This is a genomic window from Oceanobacillus sp. FSL K6-3682 (assembly GCF_037976165.1).
In the GTDB taxonomy this organism is placed as follows: Bacteria; Bacillota; Bacilli; order Bacillales; family Amphibacillaceae; genus Oceanobacillus; species Oceanobacillus sojae.
Genome location: NZ_CP150263.1, coordinates 3,119,219 through 3,138,362 on the forward strand (window position 1 = coordinate 3,119,219; position 19,144 = coordinate 3,138,362).

Here is a 19,144-nt window from a genome sequence, read left to right on the forward strand (position 1 = left end):
AAGAAAATACATTTTTCTTACTGATTCAACAACTTTTTGATATTTATACGGGGAAAAGTCAATTATTTATTATTATTTGCTTTTCTCGTTAATTTTTACATTTGCATTAAATTGAATCCATTTCTGTATACTTTTGGTATATTTTTTCACAAATTGTTCGTGAGCAAATTGCCCTAAAATTTGATCTTTCCAATCTGAATGTAAAATATAAGGGGTTATCAGCATGCCTTTCAGCTGCATAAACAGATACCTTTTCTCATCCTGATCAGCATTTCTTCCGATTGTTTCCTGAAACAATTCTTTTACATAGTAATTTTCTTTCGCCAGATATGTAACCGTCATTTCTCTAACAAATACAGAATCAAGAGATAATTCACGCTGAATAAAACATGTTAATTGATGATGCGTTTGCTTATAATGTATAATTGTAAAAATTAGTTCATTTAATCGATCGATAGAAGAGCTTCCTTCTGTTGTTTCAAGTGACTCTTCTATTTTCTCTAAGTATGCTTCATAATAATTTGTTACAGCATATTCTAAAAGGCCCTGCTTTCCTTTAAAATAATAACTGATTAAGGAAACATTCACAGAGGCCCGATCAGCAATATCACGCACAGAAGTACCATGGAATCCTTTTTGAAAGAATAGGGAGGAAGCAGCGTCCACTACTTTTTGCTTGGTTACGTTATTTTTCATTCTTATTCAACTCCTTACTCTATTCATTTACGACAAAGAAGGGGATAAATCCTTTAATCGATTATCGACAAAAACTGTATTCATGTCGTTAAATGTCATTTTTCACAAAACTACTACACGCAACTTTTAGGAGGTAACACATAATGTTTCAACAACTTGATTATTCTGGAGAAAAAACAAAAGATTACGAGCTTCTTATCAAACAGCTGGATGCCTTATCCACAGGAGAAACAAATCAAATCGCGCTGCTTTCAAACGCTTCGGCACTTCTCAATCAGTTTTTAGATGAAGTAAACTGGGTTGGCTTCTACTTATCCGAAAAGGAAGAATTAGTGCTCGGCCCCTTCCAAGGTCTCCCGGCGTGCATCCGTATTCCTTTTGGAAAAGGAGTTTGCGGAACTGCCGTCTCAGAGAAGAAAACACAGCGTATATCAGATGTTCATCAATTTCCTGGTCATATCGCCTGTGATGGAGCGTCAAAATCTGAAATTGTCATACCTGTCTATCGTGATAATGAGATTATCGGTGTTTTAGATATTGACAGTCCTATTCATGACAGATTCGATGCTATTGATCAGGAATGTTTAGAAAAATTTGTTGCAGTGCTTGAAAAGCATTTATAATTACCTCATTTTATTACAAAATAGAATTTTAGACATATTCATATTATAACGGATACTTTTTTGTTATGAATTATTTTTGTTTCTAAACAAAAATAATATCTTTCCAAAAAGACTTTATACTGTGTTTTTTCTTTTTTCTATTGACAGGTGTACATGCAAATTATATACTAGAATTTGTGTAAAATAATAAAGTGGCCTAAGTGAGTCGACGCTTGCACTCATTTTGTTCCTTTCAAAGATGAATCTTATAAAGGTGTATCGTGTAACTCTCTGCTACTGGAGCGATGGTACATGAAAACAAAATGAACAACGAAACGATCACGCGCGTTTTATTTTATACAAATAAAACATAAAGGAGGAAATGTCCTATGTCACGTTATACTGGATCAGTATGGAAGAAATCACGTCGTCTTGGCATTTCATTATCTGGAACTGGTAAGGAATTAGATAAACGCCCTTACGCTCCTGGTCAACATGGACCGAACCAAAGAAAGAAAATCTCTGAATATGGCTTGCAAATGCAAGAAAAGCAAAAATTACGCTTTATGTATGGATTGAACGAGCGTCAATTCCGTAACCTATTCAATAAAGCCGGCAACATGAAAGGTATCCACGGTGAGAACTTCATGATTCTTCTTGAATCTCGTCTTGATAACCTTGTTTACCGCCTTGGTCTTGCTCGTACACGCAAGCAAGCACGTCAGCTGGTTAACCATGGTCACGTTACAGTAGATGGTTCTCGTGTAGATATCCCATCTTACTCTGTAAAACCTGGTCAAACAATCGCTCTTCGTGAAAAATCTCAAAAGCTGGATATCGTTACAGAAGCTATTGAAGTAAATAACTTCGTACCAGAATATACTACTTTTGATGCTGAGAAAAAAGAAGGTACTTATGCTCGTTTCCCTGAGCGTTCTGAACTTCCAGCTGAAATCAACGAACAGCTTATCGTTGAATTCTACTCTCGTTAATTTTGATGCTTTGCAGAGAACAACATTAAAAGAGGCTATACTAACTGGCCCAAATAGAAAAAAGAATTTTGCATCGAGTTTTCGATGCAAAATTCTTTTTTTCTTTAAATTAATGATATATCCTATCCATAAAAAATCTGGTAGAAACAGTGTATCTTCTCAGATTCACCGCTATTAAGACAAAGCCCAATTTTATATTATCCATTATACAAATGGCTTTATCTAAAATTAAATAATCCATAATCTCCTTTCTTGCTAATTTCCCAAAGATAAATTCATTAAAAATTTTACACACCTTTTCTCTAACACTTTCTTATTAATGATTTATTAACCAGCCTTTAACACTTTTAATCAATCAAAAAGCTCTTCAGTCTCTCGTGTTGGAAATACTAGTCATCTCTCTCCATGGAAAAAGTATAACTATACAAATCGTTTCGAAATACACCAGTTTCATAAAGAACTGGCACCCCATAATTATCGTAAGTAATTCGTTCCATCGACAAACCAGCTGAGTTTTTACTGATACCTAAATGTTTAGCTACTTCTGCATTAATAATTGTTGCATTTATCGTATGTGTTGCAGAACGAATAACCTTACCGCATTGTTGCTCAATGAAGAAATATAAAGATCCAGGAATATTAAAATCCTCGGTAATTCCAATATTTAACGGAATATATCCACATACATATAAAATCGGAATATCATTTCCTGTACGAATCCTCTCAATAAACAAGACTCGATCACTCACATCTATATCTAAGTTTTTAGCAACTTCCTCTGTAGGTTGTATTATTTTGCCTTGCAATAAAGTGCTTCCAGGGATCATACCCTTTTCTTCCAGTTCTTGAGACAAGCTTTTTAAATTTGGTAAAACAATATGACTCTCTGGATAGCTAATCGAAATAAAAGTACCTTTTCCGGTAATTCTCATTAGATATTTTTGTCTAACTAATTCCTCAAGAGCTTTTCGTATTGTAGCTCTGCTCATTTGAGTTTCTTCCTGCAATAAACTTTCAGTTGCAAAAAAGCTGCCTGGTTCCAATTCTTTATTAACAATAACCTTATAAAGCGAATCATAAAGTTGTTGATATAAAGGCAAAGGATTATTTCTATTAATTTTTTGTAAACTTCTTTTAATTGGATCAGCTAACAGTTTGTGGTCAAAATACTTATCGTCCTCTTTTATATGGAAATTCTGCATAACTTACACTTCCTTTTTTAATTCAACAGCACTATTTTTAATAATTCACATGTATATTCTAACATAATAATTTAACATGTATATTCTAACATAATAATTGAAATAGACTGAATAATAAATTTGACAAAACTCTTTTTATGACTTAATATGATTATACGTACAAACGGTTAAAATATCAATATAAAGGATTATTCTTTTTCAATTAAAATAAGAATTCTTCTAATTCATTCAATATTGTAAGACATTCACTAAAATTACACCCATATATCTCAACACAATAAAGTATTTTAATTATCCTTGTATATTATATATTTTAATCGCTGTAAGTCTATTAAGCTGCTAATCGGTATAAAGAAAGGACTGAGCAAATAATGTTGTCATTTATGAAAAATATTTAGTTTTAAGTAAAACATGGTAATTATAGAGTAGCTGCACCAAATGTTTTCAATTTGGAGACTGTCCGTGTAGCCTTTGAACTGGCAAAACTTCTAAAGTCTCCAATTATACTGGATTGTGTAGGAATTCATCCAATTGAAGAAGTTAATGAGATTGCCTATTTCTATGAAAGAAAATTGTTAAAATTGCTTGCTCTGTAGGTGTTTCTGATGAAGCTGAACTTGGCCACGTGGAAGTAGGACATAAATATGATAAAACGAGGGATAGTGATTTAACCAATCTTAAAGAAGCGATCTAATATGCCAAACAAACGAATATTGACTGTTTAGCTGTTGCAATTGGCACATCTCATGGTACTTGAAAAGGAGAACCACGGCTAGATTTTGAGCTATTACAAAAATTAAATAGCATTTTAGATGTACCTTTAGTCCTCCACCGAGGTTCCGAAACAGGTGATGACAACCTTAAAAGAACTATTAAAACCGGGATTCAAAAAGTAAATCTATTTGTTGATTTAAGCAAACGGGGTATGCAGGATTTAAATGCTTACTTGAAAGGAGTTAACAATGAACCAGTTAAATCAGAAATGTACTCAGATAAACCTAGAAGTGAATTTGATGATAATCCAAATATAAATATTTTTGACAGCATCAAACATATCGAGGGGGTTTTATAAAGAAACACTCATACATTACATAAAACTATTCAGCTCTGCCAACAAGGCTTAAGTTACAGTCACCAAAAACTAATAAATTTGTTTTACTGTCTGAATTAATAAGACCTGCTTGTTACAAAGCGAATAAATAATAATAAATAATGAGGTGTGTACATGGTTTATATTAATGGAAAATGGCGACAAAGCGAAACAAAAATGGAAGTACGTAATCCTGCGACTAACGAGGTTATCAAGACAGTTTTTACAGTAGGAAAAGCGGAAACAGAAGAAGCAATACAAAGTGCAAAACAAGCATTTAAATCTTGGAAAAAAACAACTTTTACAGAACGCGTTACTTATTTGGAGGAAGCTGCTAGATTACTAGAAGAACAAAGTGAAGAATTAGCACAACTTATTACAAAAGAAAACGGTAAACCTATTGCTGATGCTAGATATGAAGTAAACGACGGAATTGCCTTTTTACATTGGTATGCAGAAGAAGCAAAACGGATATATGGTGATGTTCTTCCAGCAGCCGCAAAAGATAAACAACTTTTCGTTATAAGACGTCCAATTGGTGTATGCGCAGCAATTACCCCATGGAACTTTCCATTTTCAATGATTACAAGAAAAATCGCTCCGGCCCTAGCAACTGGTTGTACAATAATCTTAAAACCTGCATCTGTTACACCTTTGTCAGCGATTAAAGTATTTGAATGTTTTCATAAAGCGGGCTTGCCAAAAGGGGTGGTTAATCTTGTTATAGGTAAAGCTAGCGAAATTGGAAATACATTAACAGCGAGTGAAGACGTAAAAAAAATCACCTTTACTGGATCTACTGATGTTGGCAAATTGTTACTAAGAGACTCTGCTGAGACTGTTAAAGCCTCTTCAATGGAGCTAGGAGGTCACGCACCATTTATTGTCTTTGCTGATTCAGACATCGATGGCGCTATAGATGGCGTCTTAATGACAAAATTTACCAATTCCGGGCAGACTTGTGTTAGCACAAACAGAATTTACGTTGAAAAAAGTATTGCTGAAGAATTCACTAGCAAGCTTGTACAGAAGGTAGAGAAATTAAAAATAGGCAATGGTTTAGATGAAGACGTTAATGTTGGTCCTGTTATTGATAGTAATTCCTTCGAGAAAATTATGAACCAGATTGCTGATGCTAAAGCGAAAAATGGAGAAGTTATCTGTGGTGGTAGACAATACGATAATAAGACAGGCGGTTATTTTATCGAACCTACTATTATTTCCAATGCTAATGAAGACATGTTAATCGCCTATGAGGAAACATTTGGGCCAGTTGTTCCAATCTTTACATTCAAAGGTGAAGAAGAAATTATTGAAAAGGCAAACCATACTCATTATGGTCTAGCAGGATATTGTTACACAAAGGATTTAGGCCGTGCTTTTAGAATGATGGAAGAATTAGAATATGGAATGGTCGGTATAAATGACCCTGCTCCATTTGCCATCCACACTCCATTCGGTGGAGTAAAAGAAAGCGGGCTTGGTCAAGAGGGGGGTAAATACGGTCTAGAAGCGTATTTAATTACAAAATACATTTCATTTAATATAAATTACTAATTATAGTAATGGGGCAACTTAACGAATAAGGTTAGGTTGCTTCATATTATTTACTTAAGAAAAATATAGCCTAAAAAGTAACAACTAAGAGGAAAGGATGCATCTTATTGAGAGAAGACACATTTGAGAAACAAGATTTAGGCAAAGATAACACCAATGTTCTTATAATTATAGGGATTTTCTTAGTTGCTCTTAATTTAAGACCAGCGCTCACTTCAATAGGACCAATTATGGGGATCATTAGAGATGAAATAGGCTTTGCAAATTGGAATGTAGCATTACTTACAAGTTTACCATTAGTAGCTTTTGCTATTATGTCAATTACTTCATCATATTTAGCTCAAAAGTACTCAAATGAGAAAATATTAATTTTTGGATTAATGATATTAAGCACGGGGATTATTTTTCGCTCTTCTACTATAATGTTCCTTTTATTTCTTGGTACACTATTTATCGGAATAGGAATTGCAGTTTGTAACGTCCTTTTACCAGGAATCATCAAAGATAAATTTCCTGACAAACTATCAGTAATGACTGGGCTATATTCCTCGATAATGGGAATTTCTGCTACTGTTGCTTCAGCAATAAGTGTACCAATTGCCAAAAACATGGGATTAGGCTGGAGAAATGCTCTTTTAATTTGGGCAGCCCCTGCAATTTTTGCATCTTTTTATTGGTTAGTGCTTATACGGCGGAAATCGATGAATCATATAAAAGAAAGGCTCACAGAAAAACAAAAGGATCTTCTAAAATCTCCGTTTGCCTGGTTTATTGCCTTTTTTATGGGGTGTCATTCCCTTTTATTCTATATCACCATCTCTTGGTTCCCAGAAATATTAATTGATTTTGGTGCTAATAAAACAATTGCTGGTTTCCTATTATCCTATTTACAGCTAGTAGGAATAGTTTCTAGTTTACTCATTCCACTTATAGCTGGAAAACTTAAATCACAAGTAGGCTTAGTTATCAGCTTAAATATTTTATTAATAATAGGAGTTATTTATTTATTGCTTTATCATAATGATATAAGCTATATTATTTCCACAACACTAATAGGATTTTCTTTAAGTGGTAACTTTACAATTGCCCTTCTGTTACTATCTATTCGTACTAAAAATACAAAACAAGCTACACTTTTATCCGGCATGGCACAATCAACTGGTTATGCTTTAGCCGCTTTAGGACCTATAGCGGTAGGCTTCATCTATGATATTACAAGAGACTGGACCATTCCCATATTCTCGCTAATATTACTTGCTATTTGCAGTTCTCTTTTAGGATTGAAAGTCGGACAAAATAAATTTGTTTAAAATAATAAAATTTCAAGAGTATAAAGGATTATATAAGGATCACTCTGGCAGAGATTATTCGTTCTAGTGGGAAGCTGGCTCACTTATATCGAAAAACAAAGAAGCTTAATGGAGATTAAATTCATAAAGATGTTGGCAAAACGTTGAGGGGCACAACCACACTTGATCGAGTACCATAAATGAAAGACTCCAAAATTAAAATAACAGTCGAAATCCGAACTATAAACGAATCCTTTAAAAAGAAATTGAATTCATAGTTCGGATTTCTTAATGGAATTTATGACAATATACCATACCAAATCGTATAATTACTTAAATCAGCTAAAATCATCATCAATATTTGGATCAGCACCTATTCGACCATTATGATCAAGATTAGCAAGCTTATCCATATCCTTTTTTACAATAGAGAAATCAAATAACTTAAAGTTTTCCTTAATTCGTGGCGGTGTAATAGATTTCGGAATAACAATTGTATCACACTCTAAATGCCATCTCAAAATAATCTGAGCTGGGGTCTTATCATATTTTTGAGCAAGTTCTTTAATCAGTTCATCTTGTAAAATTGTTCCTTTTCCAAGAGGTGCCCATGCTGTAACAGCTATTGCTCTTTCCTCACAAAAGCTTTTTAATCCCTTTTGTTGAAGATAAGGATGACATTCTACTTGGTTAACCATTGGCATTACATTCACCTTATTTTCAAGTTGTAAAAGATGTTTTTTATGATGATTAGAGACACCCGGCACACGAATAAGTTTTTCTTCATACAATTTTTCAATTGCACGATAGGTTTCAATAAATTTATCAGGTAGAGGCCAATGGGTTAAATATAAATCGATATAATCAAGTCCCAACAAACTCAATGAACGGTCAAACGCACGTAATGTTTCATCATATCCTTGCTCATCATTCCATACTTTAGTAGTAATAAACAGATCTTCCCTTGAAATTCCGGATTGACAAATTGCCTCGCCCACTTCCTTCTCATTTTTATAGTAGCTAGCAGTGTCAATCGCTCGGTATCCAACTTTTAATGCTTCCTCAACAGCATTCACCGTATCTTTCGGATCTGTCATTTTATAAACACCAAGCCCCACTTGGGGCATAAGTACATCATTTCTCAATTTTTTCGATGTCATTTTTTAATGTACCTCCTTTTTCGGTGACTTTTATCACTATTAGTAAAAGACTAGAAATGAATATTTAGTCAATAACTGCTAAACTAGTTTCTCCTTTAGCTCTTTTTCTTTACTCTTTTGATAACTTTCAACAGCCTTAGCAATTACTTTTCTTACAGTTTTTTTATAGCCATTAAGGCTTTCCTCATTTATACTCAATAAGTTTTCATTTATTAGTTCTTCACAACTGCGCCATGAAGAAAAAAAGGTTGCACCAGATATCAATAGACAGTCTCTAATATTCGCTTCCTTATCTAATTGAAGCATGATAATAGCACCAGAAAAAATACCTTTCTTTCTCTCCACTAATACATTTCCTGTTTCTAAAAACTTATTATAATGGGTATGCAATACTTTTGTCTGCTTTACTTTAAAAAACCATTGCAAAATAACTAAAACAATAAAGAATAAAAATAGAATCTCCATTTTCTCACCTACTTGATTGTAATTTCCCCAAGATTGGATAAATCGCTTTCAAAACCCGGTGTTAAATGAATATGACCAGGTAATTGTGCCTTCTTTGCTCCATCAAAACATAGTGAGGCATGTCCAAGCGAATAGAGATTTTCATTAACAATATTGCCTACAGCTGTGACCTTATACGTACAGCCTACTATACTCACAACATCACCTGACTCTACTTGTCCATCATGCTTATTTTCTTCGGTAACAACACAGAATGGTTTTAAATCTTCCGGAGCACTTTGATTAAAAAGAATTAATAACCCCGTTTTCAACATATCCTCAACATTTGAACCAACTTCGACAATATTTACGTTATATTTCAAGTAAATTACCTCCTTAAAAATATTTACGATAAACATTTTAACATATTATTTATCTTTTCTTTTTGATATTTTATAAATCTATTATTGTACCTATTATGTTAGTTTTAACTTTAAAAAATAAAGAGAACTGAATTGGTTAGTCTATCATTTATACAATCCTATTAATAAAAACAGATACCTGTTTTACTAATTAAATGAAAGTTAATTAGCATAAACCATTTATTTCCTACTCTCATCTACTGTTAACTTTTCGGCAACTGCGAATTTTTAATTTTAATATTTCCATCACTTTAATTATAGAGTCCAATACTAAACAGATATGCAATAACAACAGCAATAGGGCTTGAAATTTGTCTCGCGATCAGGAATGCTGGTGTACCATATTCTATTGTTTTTGGTTTCGCCTGCATTAAAGACATACCTACAGGGAAGAAATCCCCACCTACTTGTGCGTTGATAGCAAACAAAGCTGGTAATGCGAATTGTGGCGGAATTGCTCCTGCTGCAATTTGCGTGCCTACTAGAACACCAACGACTTGCGCAACAGCTGCTCCTGGCCCCAAGATAGGTGACAAGAACGGGAAACTACAAATAATAGAAATAAGCAGTAATCCCCAAAGTGACGACCCTAGCGGGGTTAAAGCGTTCGCAATCAATTCCCCTACTCCTGTATATTGCACTAGTGCTACTAAAATACTAACGAATGCCATGAATGGTATAATCGTTTTCAATAACAGATCGACCGTTTTTCTACCAGAGTCTAAGAACATGGAAACTACAGAGCCAACGCCAGAACCAATTTTGGTTAATAGGTTAAATATCAGGTTACCGCTTTCTTCGGCTGCACGTTGTTTATCGACTTTTTTTGGTTGTTTCTCTATTTCAGGTTCTACTACCGCAGCGTGTTCATGATCTGGCTGGTCTGATTCTTGTACTATTGTAAAATTTCCTTTTTTAACCCCAGAAACGTATATTTCCTCTTTAATGTGCTCAGCTAAAGGGCCAGATGGACCAATCGCATTTAAATTAATCGTGTAAACCCCTTTTTGTGGGTAAACACCACATCTTAATGTACCGCCACAGTTAATAATTGCACAAACAATCTCATCATCATTCGGTACCTCTTTAAATCCATCAACTGCCACACCGCCTATAGCGTCTGCAATATGTGTAGCTAAATCATGAATTCCTCCACCTGTCATTGATAATACTTTGTTTTTCTTCCCTTCACATTGTAAATAAAGTGGGCCACCCCAACCACTACCACCTTTTTCAACTTTAATCATTATATTTTTAGACATTTTTTATCACCCCCTGTTAAACCTCGTAATTATTTCTTCTGGCAATAATTGTAAATACTATCTCGGTAATAATACCACTGATGACACCTACAACAATACCGGTAATAACATAGCGAATAGCTAAAGCTCCAACTGGTAAACCAAGTGCCTCAATACCTTGGGCAACTCCTAGCCAAACAAATAATTCAGCTGGATTTGTATGGGGAAATAAACTAGTTAAGGGATGTCCATTTCTAAAAAACGCTTCCATTAATCCTGGTTTTGACTTTTCCGGCAGGAACCTTCCCATAGTACCACTTGCTGGGCTTCCAAGGAAAAATGCAGCAAATATCGGGAATATCGAATATTTTAATATGCTACTTTTTGCTAATAATTTTCCTATTCTTTCAATTCGGTTTTCACCAACAAGATTTACAATAAATTGAATTAAAGTTAGCATTCCTACAAGTATAGGAACAATACCAGTAAACATGCCGACAAACGTATCCCCTACAAATCCGAAAAAGCCCATAAACTGTTCCGCAAAATCAACGACAAACGACATAACTTCATCCTCCTTCTATTTGTTATACTGATTTTGATTGAGATTTTAAAAAATCTTAATGCCAAAAAATTAATTTATTATATGTTTGCGCTTACATCCTGTGAAGAGAGAGTGTGACATCCTCTCCAATTACTTCATACATCGTAGTATTTTTATTGTGTAAAGTTATTCTGATTCTTCTTGTAATAAAACACTTACGCGGTAACTTCCTTGCTTACTAGCAATCTCGTAAGCTTTTTGGATTTCTTCTAGAGGTACTTTTGTTTCAATTAATTTTGACACATCAACTTTTCCATCATTTAATAAATTTGCAGATTTATTAAAGTCATTTATATCAGCTCCATAGGTCCCAATCAATTCCATTTTTCTATAATGGGCTAAATTCGAATCTACATGTAATTCAGGAGCAGGATATCCTGCAGCAAAAAGCAACAATCTACCATTTAAGCGTTTAACCATTTCTAATGCTTGATTATTTGCTTTCGTAGCTCCAACGGCAAGAATAACTGCATCTGCCCCCTTATCATTTGTTAATTCTTTTACTTTTTCTACTGGATCACATTCTTTCACATCAATAACATTTAGCCCCATTGATCTTGCCGCTTCAATCTTCTTATCCATCATTTCAGTAACAATGACTTCTGCACCATATGCTGTAGCAGCTAGTGCATTTAATATCCCCATTGTTCCAGCACCAATGACAACAACACGTTCTAATGCGCTAACCCTTAATCGCTTTAGACCACTCACCACAGTTGCAAGCGGCTCCAAAAATCCAGCCTCACTAAATGATAATTTGGGATTCATTTTAATCACTGCATTTGCATCTTTAACATTATAAGTTGCAAAACCTAAATGACCGTAATATCCTTCATCATTTTTATCTTTAAAAGGGTTTGATATCTCTACACACTCGCTCGTTCTCCCAGTTTGACAAGCCGTACATTCTCCACAATAATCATAAGCAAGTGCAACATGATCTCCTATACTTAATTCATCTCTTACATTTTTACCTTTTGCGACAAGGATTCCAGCACCTTCATGTCCACCTGCCATCGGATATGGTTGATGTTCCCTTAGACCCAGCCATTGCCCGAAATCTGTTGTACAAATATTACAATTTTTTTGCTTAATGAGGACTTGATTATCACCAACCTCAGGGATTTCTCCTTCATGTACCTCTGCATTTTTTGCGTTTGTTAAAACAGCAAACTTTCTCATTTTAGTCATCAAAATTCCTCCCTTAAGTTATTCTTGTGCTAAATATTTCGAGTTACTTAATAATTAACATTTTTAGTTTCTGGGCTTATGGATAATTTCTGCAAATCTAGCTAATAATTCTTTTGCTTCTTTGGGCGGCCGTTGCCAAACATTCCTGCCAATTGCAACACCATTAATACCAACATTAATAGCATCATCTACCATATTCACTAAATCTTCCGTAGTCCCACTTTTATTTCCACCTAGCAGAATAATAGGAATATCAAAATAATTCACCCAATTTTCAAGTGTTTTTGTATCACCAGGGTGAGCTACTTTTAATATATCCGCACCTAGTTCAAACGCAGCCCTATTTGCATCAGAGATAACTTTTGCTCGCTCTTTAGGATCTTCGATTGGCTTTGATGTAAGGGGCTCCACTAAAACCGGCATTTCCCATTTTTCTGCTTCCTCAATAACTGAGGCTATCAATTTCATAGAACGCATTCTTTCCTCAGCAGGACGATCCCAAAACAAGACAAGCTTTATACAATCATATCCTTTACGGACTGCAAACTCTGGACTGAATGTTAAATGATGTTCCATTCGTTCATTTTTTACTTCATAACTAAAAATATCCGAATTTAACATTCGGCCTGGTGTGCCTTTTCCATAAAAAACTTCTTCAGCTTGTCTAGCAACACCATCATTTAGTAATATTGCGTCAATATCAGGTGTTTGTAACTCTTTAAGAATCTTAACTGGGTCTTCTAATCCTTCAATACTCCCTCCAATTCCATGATCTACAGGTAATATAAGTGAATTACCTGTGTCCTTTCTAAAAATTCTTGACAGCCGTAACGATTTTCCCATTTGGTCGTCCACTCCTTAGATTATTTTGTATAAAGCATCAACCCATTATTGTTTAAATTATTACAACTTAAACCGTTTGTACGTATAATGGTTTAAAATTATAATAGTATAATTAATATTCTTTGTCAATTCATTATTTTAAAATTTCAATTTATTTATTATTGATTAATGTCTGTAAAATGAAAAGATCTCATAATATGATTTGTAACATATAAAAAAACAAGACGCTTTGTACTTATGCGTCTTGTTTTTTGTATATTAAGCACTGGATGATACATCTGCCTTTTCCATCCACTCTTTCCCTTCAATATGTCTTGCCACAACCATACTTGAAACGGTATCACCTGTCGAGTTAACCATCGTAGCCGGCGGATCAACAACAACTCCGATCGCAGTAATGATTGGCAGAGCTTCGATTGGAAAACCGTACAGCGTAATTATCATTAATTCTCCCGTAAAACCTCCGCCCGGGATTCCACTCATAACAATACCGGATAATAAACAAATACCAATAGCAGTTAAAAATGTATCAATCCCGGTGAAGTCCTTGTTAAATACTCCAAAAATAAAAGCGATTTTTAACATAGCTGATAAACAGGAACCATCCATATGAATAGTTGCTCCGAGAGGCATGATCGTCTCACGGATATCTTTTGGAACTCCAATTCGTTCGGCTGCCTGCAGGTTAACCGGAATGGTTGCCACACTACTGCCTGTTCCCAGCGAGGTAGCAGCAGGACCTAGTATATTCTTCCAAAAACGGCTTATTCCTTTTCTTCCTCCGGCGATGAATGCATATAATGTAAAGCCGATAGCAAAATACAGTATAGCAACTGGATAATAAATAATCACTGCTTTTGCATAATCACCAATCAGTGCTGTTCCGAATTCTCCTACCAATGAGGCAAAGTATGCACCCAATCCAATTGGCGCATAGTACATAATCAGCTGAATCAGCTTCATAAATACGTCAGAGGCGCTGGTCAGGAACCTTGCAAGTGGTCTTCCTTTCTCTCCTGTCAATCCTGTTGCGACACCAATCAGTATCGACATAACAATAAGAGCCATCATATTATCTCTTGAGAACAGTTCAACAAAATCAGGAACAGTAAATGTATTGACTAGTTGATCTGCCAAGCTCTGCTCTTCAACATTATCTGGGGCACTCAATGGAATATCTACCCCTGAACCCGGCTCAAAAATAACTACGGCAACAAGCATAAATACAGCTGCAATCACTCCAGTTATGATAAATACCGTAATCATGGAACCCATGATTTTCCCAAGTCTTTTCATACTGTCCATGCTGGCAATAGCAGACGATATAGAGAAGAAAACAAGAGGGATGACAATCATAAATAATAAATTAATAAATAGATCTCCAAACGGCTTTATTACTGTTGCATCTTCTCCAAAAATCAAACCGATTATCGCTCCAACAATAATAGAAGCTAAAAGGATAAGCGGAAACCGGTAGGCTTTTAATTTTTCTAACATCTTTTTATTTCCTTTCCCTTTACAATATGATTTTAATAGAATCTATTTTATTTTACAGGAATGATGAAATGATGAAAAGTTATTAAATATTCATATAATTATTAAATTCTCTTTCGGAAAGGTTTTTATAAAAATTTTTCTGCTCATCATCAAGGAGCATTAAAGGTAAAGAAGATTACCAAATAAAATAATCAAACTATACAAAAAATCACTATTCTATACGACCGTATAGAATAGTGATTCCTTAAGACAAGTTGTATTTTATTTTCACCGGTGATAAAATGAAGCGACGGACATATTGGTCTGGAGACATGGTAGAGTGGAATCAATCAGTCTTATTCCAGAACGATATGTCAGTCCTCAATTATTTTACATAAGCTGCATCTTCTTTATCCTTTGATGCTTTACTGCTTAATTCTGGTTTTACAACGATTTTAATATGCTCCGGCTGTGGACCTGCAACTAATATATCTCTTGCTTCTTCTAAATCTACTACCTTAGAAATCATAAAGTCGGTTTTTATTCGGCCAGTTGTAATTAAATCTGCTGCAATACGTAATTGTCTTGCTGTCGAATCCGATGTTCCTGTAATTGTAATTTCATTATAGTGAATTACATTCAAATCAAGAGTGGCTTCAGGCTTTTGCTTAGGCATCCCCCCAAAAACATTGATTCTGCCTCTTCTCCTTACCCATTGCAATGCGTCACTAACTATTCCTGGTACTGGTACAGCAACAACCACTACATTAACCCCTAATCCACCCGTAAGCTCTTTTATTTTTTCAGCTGGATCTTCTTCTTGTGGGGAGAAAACAATATCTGCTCCATGTTGTTTTGCAATCTCTAAACGATTCTTATCAAAATCACTGGCAATAATTTGTTTGGCACCATTCAATTTAGCTAATTGAATATGAAACAATCCCATCGGTCCGCAGCCGACAACAAGTACACTGTCTCCCAGCTTCACTTCAGCTATTTCCTGACCATTAATGGCACAGGACAAAGGTTCACTCAATGCAACCTGCTGCAATTTATCACTTGAAACCTTCAATACATTTCCGGATCGGATGGAACGTTCAGGAACTCTCATATATTCTGCAAATCCGCCATCATAATTATATGCGGTTGCTTGTTTGTCCAAGCATTGATTTTCATAGCCCTCCAGACATAATTCACATTTGCCGCAGGGACTTACTGCTGCAACAACAATATGCTCGCCGACTTCAAATTCATCCTTCCAGCTTTCACCAACCTTAACAATGGTTGACGCTATTTCATGTCCCATAACCCGAGGTAAGTCCATTCCATGCGCTGATCCCCCTGCTGAAATATTTCGAAAATCACTGCCGCAAATTGTGCAGGAATCAATTTTAATCAAAAGTTCATTATCGTTAATCTCAGGAACGGGGATATCATCTACTCTCATATCTTTTGATCCATATAATCGTAATGCCTTCAATGCAAAATCCTCCTTAAATACTGATTTAAATCCTGCTATGCTTTTATCATCTTTTAATCTAGTTATACAGATTGTTTTACTACTTTTTCAGCAGCAATTCCATCAAGCTTGCTTGTAGCATGCATCCATTCTTTAAATTGCGGATAAGCTTTTTGATATTGCTCACTGTATAATTTATAGATTTCATGATTCTCCGGATTAGGCTCTATACGCTTCTTATAGCGTACCATATGACTTACTGCTTCATCTGCATTTGCATAAGCTCCCGCTGTAACCGCTGCCATAATAGCTGAACCTAAACAGGCTACCTGATTCGATTCCGGAACATTGATTGGTAAATTACTTACATCTGCATGAATCTGCAAATACAAATCACTGTTAGTTGCTCCTCCTGCTAAATATAACTCTTCTACCGGAATACCATTTTCTTTAAAGTTTTTAATATTTAATTCAGTACCATACGCAATCGCTTCCATAATAGCCCGGTAAATATGTGCCCGTGTATGCTTTAAAGTCAAACCGGAGATAAAACCGCGGACATTCGCATCAACATAAGGTGTACGGTTTCCCTGCCAATACTCCAGCACAAGAAGACCTTCTGATCCTGGCGGCAGCTCAGCAGCCTCTTTATTTAAGATATCGTAGACACTGATGCCTTCCTGTTTTGCCTGTTCCTCAATATCTATTCCAAAATGTGTTTTAAACCATTTAATAACAGAGCCTGAAGAAGCCTGGCCGCCTTCAGCTAATTTCATTCCTGGAAAAACAACTCCTGGATATGTTCCAAAGATTCCTTCTTTATGGATTGATTTATCTGTAAATGCCAGATTACAATGCGAAGATCCTGTAATTAGTGCAAGCTTTCCAGGTTTTGTCACGCCAAGGCCAATCATTCCATTTAAGCAATCTACTCCCCCCTGGCCGACAGGTGTACCTTCTGCTAATCCTAAATGCTCCGCTGCATAAGGAGTGAGGCCACCGATATATTCCCCCAGATATTTAATTTCTTCAGGAAGCTTATCAAAAATATCCTCTAAGCCAATTGTTTTATAAAAGTCCTCAGGAACTCCACCATTATCCTGGTCATAATACCATCTCAATGTAGTCGTACTTGCTGAACCAGTGTTTCTCCCAGTCATCATAAATGTATACCAATCTACATAATCCATAATTTTTTCTGTTTCATGATAATTCTGAGGCTCATGATTTTTAACCCATAGTACTTTACTAGGCATCCATTCTGCCGAAACATTACCAAAGCCGTTATATTTTAATGCTTCATGACCTGTTGCAGCCATCTTCTCCGCTTCTTCTGATGAACGGATATCCATCCAGATAACAGCTTTTCTTACAGGTGTTCCATCTTTTTTACAGAACACAACGCTGGAGCAGGTAGTATCTAAACCGATACTGATAATTTCATCTTTAGAAGCATTTGCATCCTTCATTGCTTTTTTTATACTTTCTGCCAGAGACGCCCACCAATCGTTTGGATCCTGTTCAGCCCAGCCCGGCTTCGGGTAATATGTTTTATAAGGTGTTATTCCCTCTCCGACTTCATTTCCTTTTAAATCAAAAATTCCTACACGAACACTTTCTGTTCCGCCATCCACACCAATAACAAGTTCTCTTTTCACAAATACCCTCTCCCCTATATTTTCTTTTAAAACATGTCTATGAAAAACAGGTGAAAACTATTAGAAGCTTAAAAGAAATATTTTGATGAAGGTTGCCAGATATATATAGAGTTCATTTATTTTATTTCGATCTCTGATTCCATACCTTGTTTTACCTTTTCTTTTTGGTTTCTCAACAAGTATTCTGCAACATGTTCATCGGTAATTAACGTATCCACCCATTCCCCTGCAAGTGCTGAATCAATTGCTTCTTTCTTATAATCATTTCCAGATACTAATACAACTTTAGAATGTTTGCTGATCTCTTCAATGCTTGATCCAATCACCCTGTTATGGATGTCAATATTGGGAATTCTTCCATCAGAATCAAAGAACCAGCAAGCCACTTCCCCCACGACATTCTCTTCTTTCGACTGTATTTTTTCTTCTTCCGTTAATAAATGAATATGGGCATAAGAAGAGAATTCTACACCAACGCTAATAAAGGTTATATCTGTTTCTAATGATTTTTTAAATACATTTTGAACAGTTAAGTCACTTAGTATAGATTCTTTTAATTCCTGGTTAGAAACAATAGCTGGTGCGTATAGTGGATAACACTTTGCCCCTAATTTCTCTGCAACTCTTTGGGAAATGGTATTGGCATCTAAACCATAACCCATTCCCGGCCAATTCCCCCCCATAATTGGAACTACTTCACAATCAATTTTCTGCTCATCCCCTAAATAGTAAGCAAGCCTCTTTAACGTTTCCCCCATAGAAAAGCCAACAGTCATACCATCGTTCACCTGGTTCACAAGATATTCTGCTCCTGCCTGCCCCAGGGAATTTAATATATTCTCCTCTTTCGTTGAATATACTGGAACTACAATGGCTTCACTTATTCCAAATACTTCCTCCAACTGCTGCTCTAAGTCAAAACAGCGGGTTACCGGGGTCGTTACATTTATCTGAACAATACCTTGCTCCCGCGCCTCTAGTAAAAGCCTTGATATTTTACTTCTGGAAAAATTAAGCTCCTGAGCAATATCATGCTGGGACATATTATCGATATAATACATATATGCAATTTTTGATAATAACCTCAAATCTACTTTAGACATAATGAAAATATAGCCTCCTGCTTATCTCAATTATTTATTTTTTATCATATCACTCCTTTGTCATTTTTTGAACGAGGTTATTACCGAATAACAATTGAACAAATGTGCAAAATAT

17 protein-coding genes are annotated in these 19,144 nt (G+C 35.3%); 4 read left to right on the top strand and 13 right to left on the bottom strand.

What is annotated here, in order from left to right; genetic code table 11:
* Positions 1 to 72: 72 nt before the first annotated feature.
* Positions 73 to 696 (bottom strand): forespore capture DNA-binding protein RefZ, encoded by a 624-nt coding sequence (refZ, locus tag MHH51_RS15575; RefSeq protein WP_156986000.1) that lies wholly within the window; start codon positions 694 to 696, stop codon positions 73 to 75.
* 143 nt (positions 697 to 839) lie between these two features.
* Between refZ and MHH51_RS15580 the strand changes: the two genes are divergently transcribed.
* Positions 840 to 1,319, top strand: a complete 480-nt coding sequence (locus MHH51_RS15580) for a GAF domain-containing protein (RefSeq protein ID WP_156985999.1) — start codon at positions 840 to 842, stop codon at positions 1,317 to 1,319.
* Between the two features lie 368 nt (positions 1,320 to 1,687).
* Positions 1,688 to 2,290 carry a 30S ribosomal protein S4 gene (gene rpsD / locus MHH51_RS15585; protein WP_147211009.1) on the top strand — a complete coding sequence of 201 codons (603 nt, stop codon included), beginning with the start codon at positions 1,688 to 1,690 and terminating at the stop codon, positions 2,288 to 2,290.
* Between the two features lie 389 nt (positions 2,291 to 2,679).
* Here rpsD and MHH51_RS15590 read toward each other — a convergent pair whose 3' ends face one another.
* Positions 2,680 to 3,492 (bottom strand): GntR family transcriptional regulator, encoded by an 813-nt coding sequence (locus MHH51_RS15590; RefSeq protein ID WP_156985998.1) that lies wholly within the window; start codon positions 3,490 to 3,492, stop codon positions 2,680 to 2,682.
* Positions 3,493 to 4,717: 1,225 nt separating this feature from the next.
* Between MHH51_RS15590 and MHH51_RS15595 the strand changes: the two genes are divergently transcribed.
* The gene (locus MHH51_RS15595) at positions 4,718 to 6,139 is read left to right on the top strand and encodes an NAD-dependent succinate-semialdehyde dehydrogenase (RefSeq protein ID WP_156985997.1); all 1,422 of its coding nucleotides are present in this window, start codon (positions 4,718 to 4,720) and stop codon (positions 6,137 to 6,139) included.
* 107 nt (positions 6,140 to 6,246) lie between these two features.
* The gene (locus MHH51_RS15600) at positions 6,247 to 7,449 is read left to right on the top strand and encodes an MFS transporter (protein ID WP_339282454.1); all 1,203 of its coding nucleotides are present in this window, start codon (positions 6,247 to 6,249) and stop codon (positions 7,447 to 7,449) included.
* Positions 7,450 to 7,766: 317 nt separating this feature from the next.
* On the opposite strand, the gene MHH51_RS15605 is transcribed toward MHH51_RS15600, so the two are convergent.
* From MHH51_RS15605 to MHH51_RS15655, 11 genes are all read right to left on the bottom strand, one after another.
* A complete protein-coding gene (locus tag MHH51_RS15605; protein WP_339282455.1) occupies positions 7,767 to 8,588 on the bottom strand; it encodes an aldo/keto reductase in 822 nt (273 codons plus the stop codon).
* A 78-nt stretch (positions 8,589 to 8,666) separates the two neighbouring features.
* A complete protein-coding gene (locus tag MHH51_RS15610; protein ID WP_339282456.1) occupies positions 8,667 to 9,053 on the bottom strand; it encodes a transcriptional regulator GutM in 387 nt (128 codons plus the stop codon).
* An 8-nt stretch (positions 9,054 to 9,061) separates the two neighbouring features.
* Positions 9,062 to 9,415, bottom strand: a complete 354-nt coding sequence (locus MHH51_RS15615; protein ID WP_339282457.1) for a PTS glucitol/sorbitol transporter subunit IIA — start codon at positions 9,413 to 9,415, stop codon at positions 9,062 to 9,064.
* Positions 9,416 to 9,705: 290 nt separating this feature from the next.
* On the bottom strand, positions 9,706 to 10,716 hold the full coding sequence (locus MHH51_RS15620) for a PTS glucitol/sorbitol transporter subunit IIB (protein ID WP_339282458.1): 1,011 nt from the start codon (positions 10,714 to 10,716) through the stop codon (positions 9,706 to 9,708).
* A 16-nt stretch (positions 10,717 to 10,732) separates the two neighbouring features.
* Complete coding sequence (locus MHH51_RS15625) at positions 10,733 to 11,260, bottom strand: PTS glucitol/sorbitol transporter subunit IIC (RefSeq protein WP_156985991.1); 528 nt, start codon at positions 11,258 to 11,260, stop codon at positions 10,733 to 10,735.
* Positions 11,261 to 11,425: 165 nt separating this feature from the next.
* Entirely contained in the window at positions 11,426 to 12,490 is a 1,065-nt protein-coding gene (locus tag MHH51_RS15630) for a zinc-binding dehydrogenase (protein WP_339282459.1), read from the bottom strand.
* Between the two features lie 63 nt (positions 12,491 to 12,553).
* Positions 12,554 to 13,333: a hypothetical protein gene (locus MHH51_RS15635; protein WP_156985989.1), complete on the bottom strand. Its 780-nt coding sequence runs from the start codon at positions 13,331 to 13,333 to the stop codon at positions 12,554 to 12,556.
* Positions 13,334 to 13,591: 258 nt separating this feature from the next.
* A complete protein-coding gene (locus MHH51_RS15640; protein WP_339282460.1) occupies positions 13,592 to 14,830 on the bottom strand; it encodes a dicarboxylate/amino acid:cation symporter in 1,239 nt (412 codons plus the stop codon).
* Positions 14,831 to 15,194: 364 nt separating this feature from the next.
* The gene (locus tag MHH51_RS15645; RefSeq protein ID WP_339282461.1) at positions 15,195 to 16,289 is read right to left on the bottom strand and encodes an alcohol dehydrogenase catalytic domain-containing protein; all 1,095 of its coding nucleotides are present in this window, start codon (positions 16,287 to 16,289) and stop codon (positions 15,195 to 15,197) included.
* Positions 16,290 to 16,351: 62 nt separating this feature from the next.
* The gene (locus tag MHH51_RS15650) at positions 16,352 to 17,926 is read right to left on the bottom strand and encodes an FGGY-family carbohydrate kinase (RefSeq protein WP_339282462.1); all 1,575 of its coding nucleotides are present in this window, start codon (positions 17,924 to 17,926) and stop codon (positions 16,352 to 16,354) included.
* A 116-nt stretch (positions 17,927 to 18,042) separates the two neighbouring features.
* Positions 18,043 to 19,029 carry a sugar-binding transcriptional regulator gene (locus MHH51_RS15655; protein ID WP_339282463.1) on the bottom strand — a complete coding sequence of 329 codons (987 nt, stop codon included), beginning with the start codon at positions 19,027 to 19,029 and terminating at the stop codon, positions 18,043 to 18,045.
* Between the last annotated feature and the right edge of the window lie 115 nt (positions 19,030 to 19,144).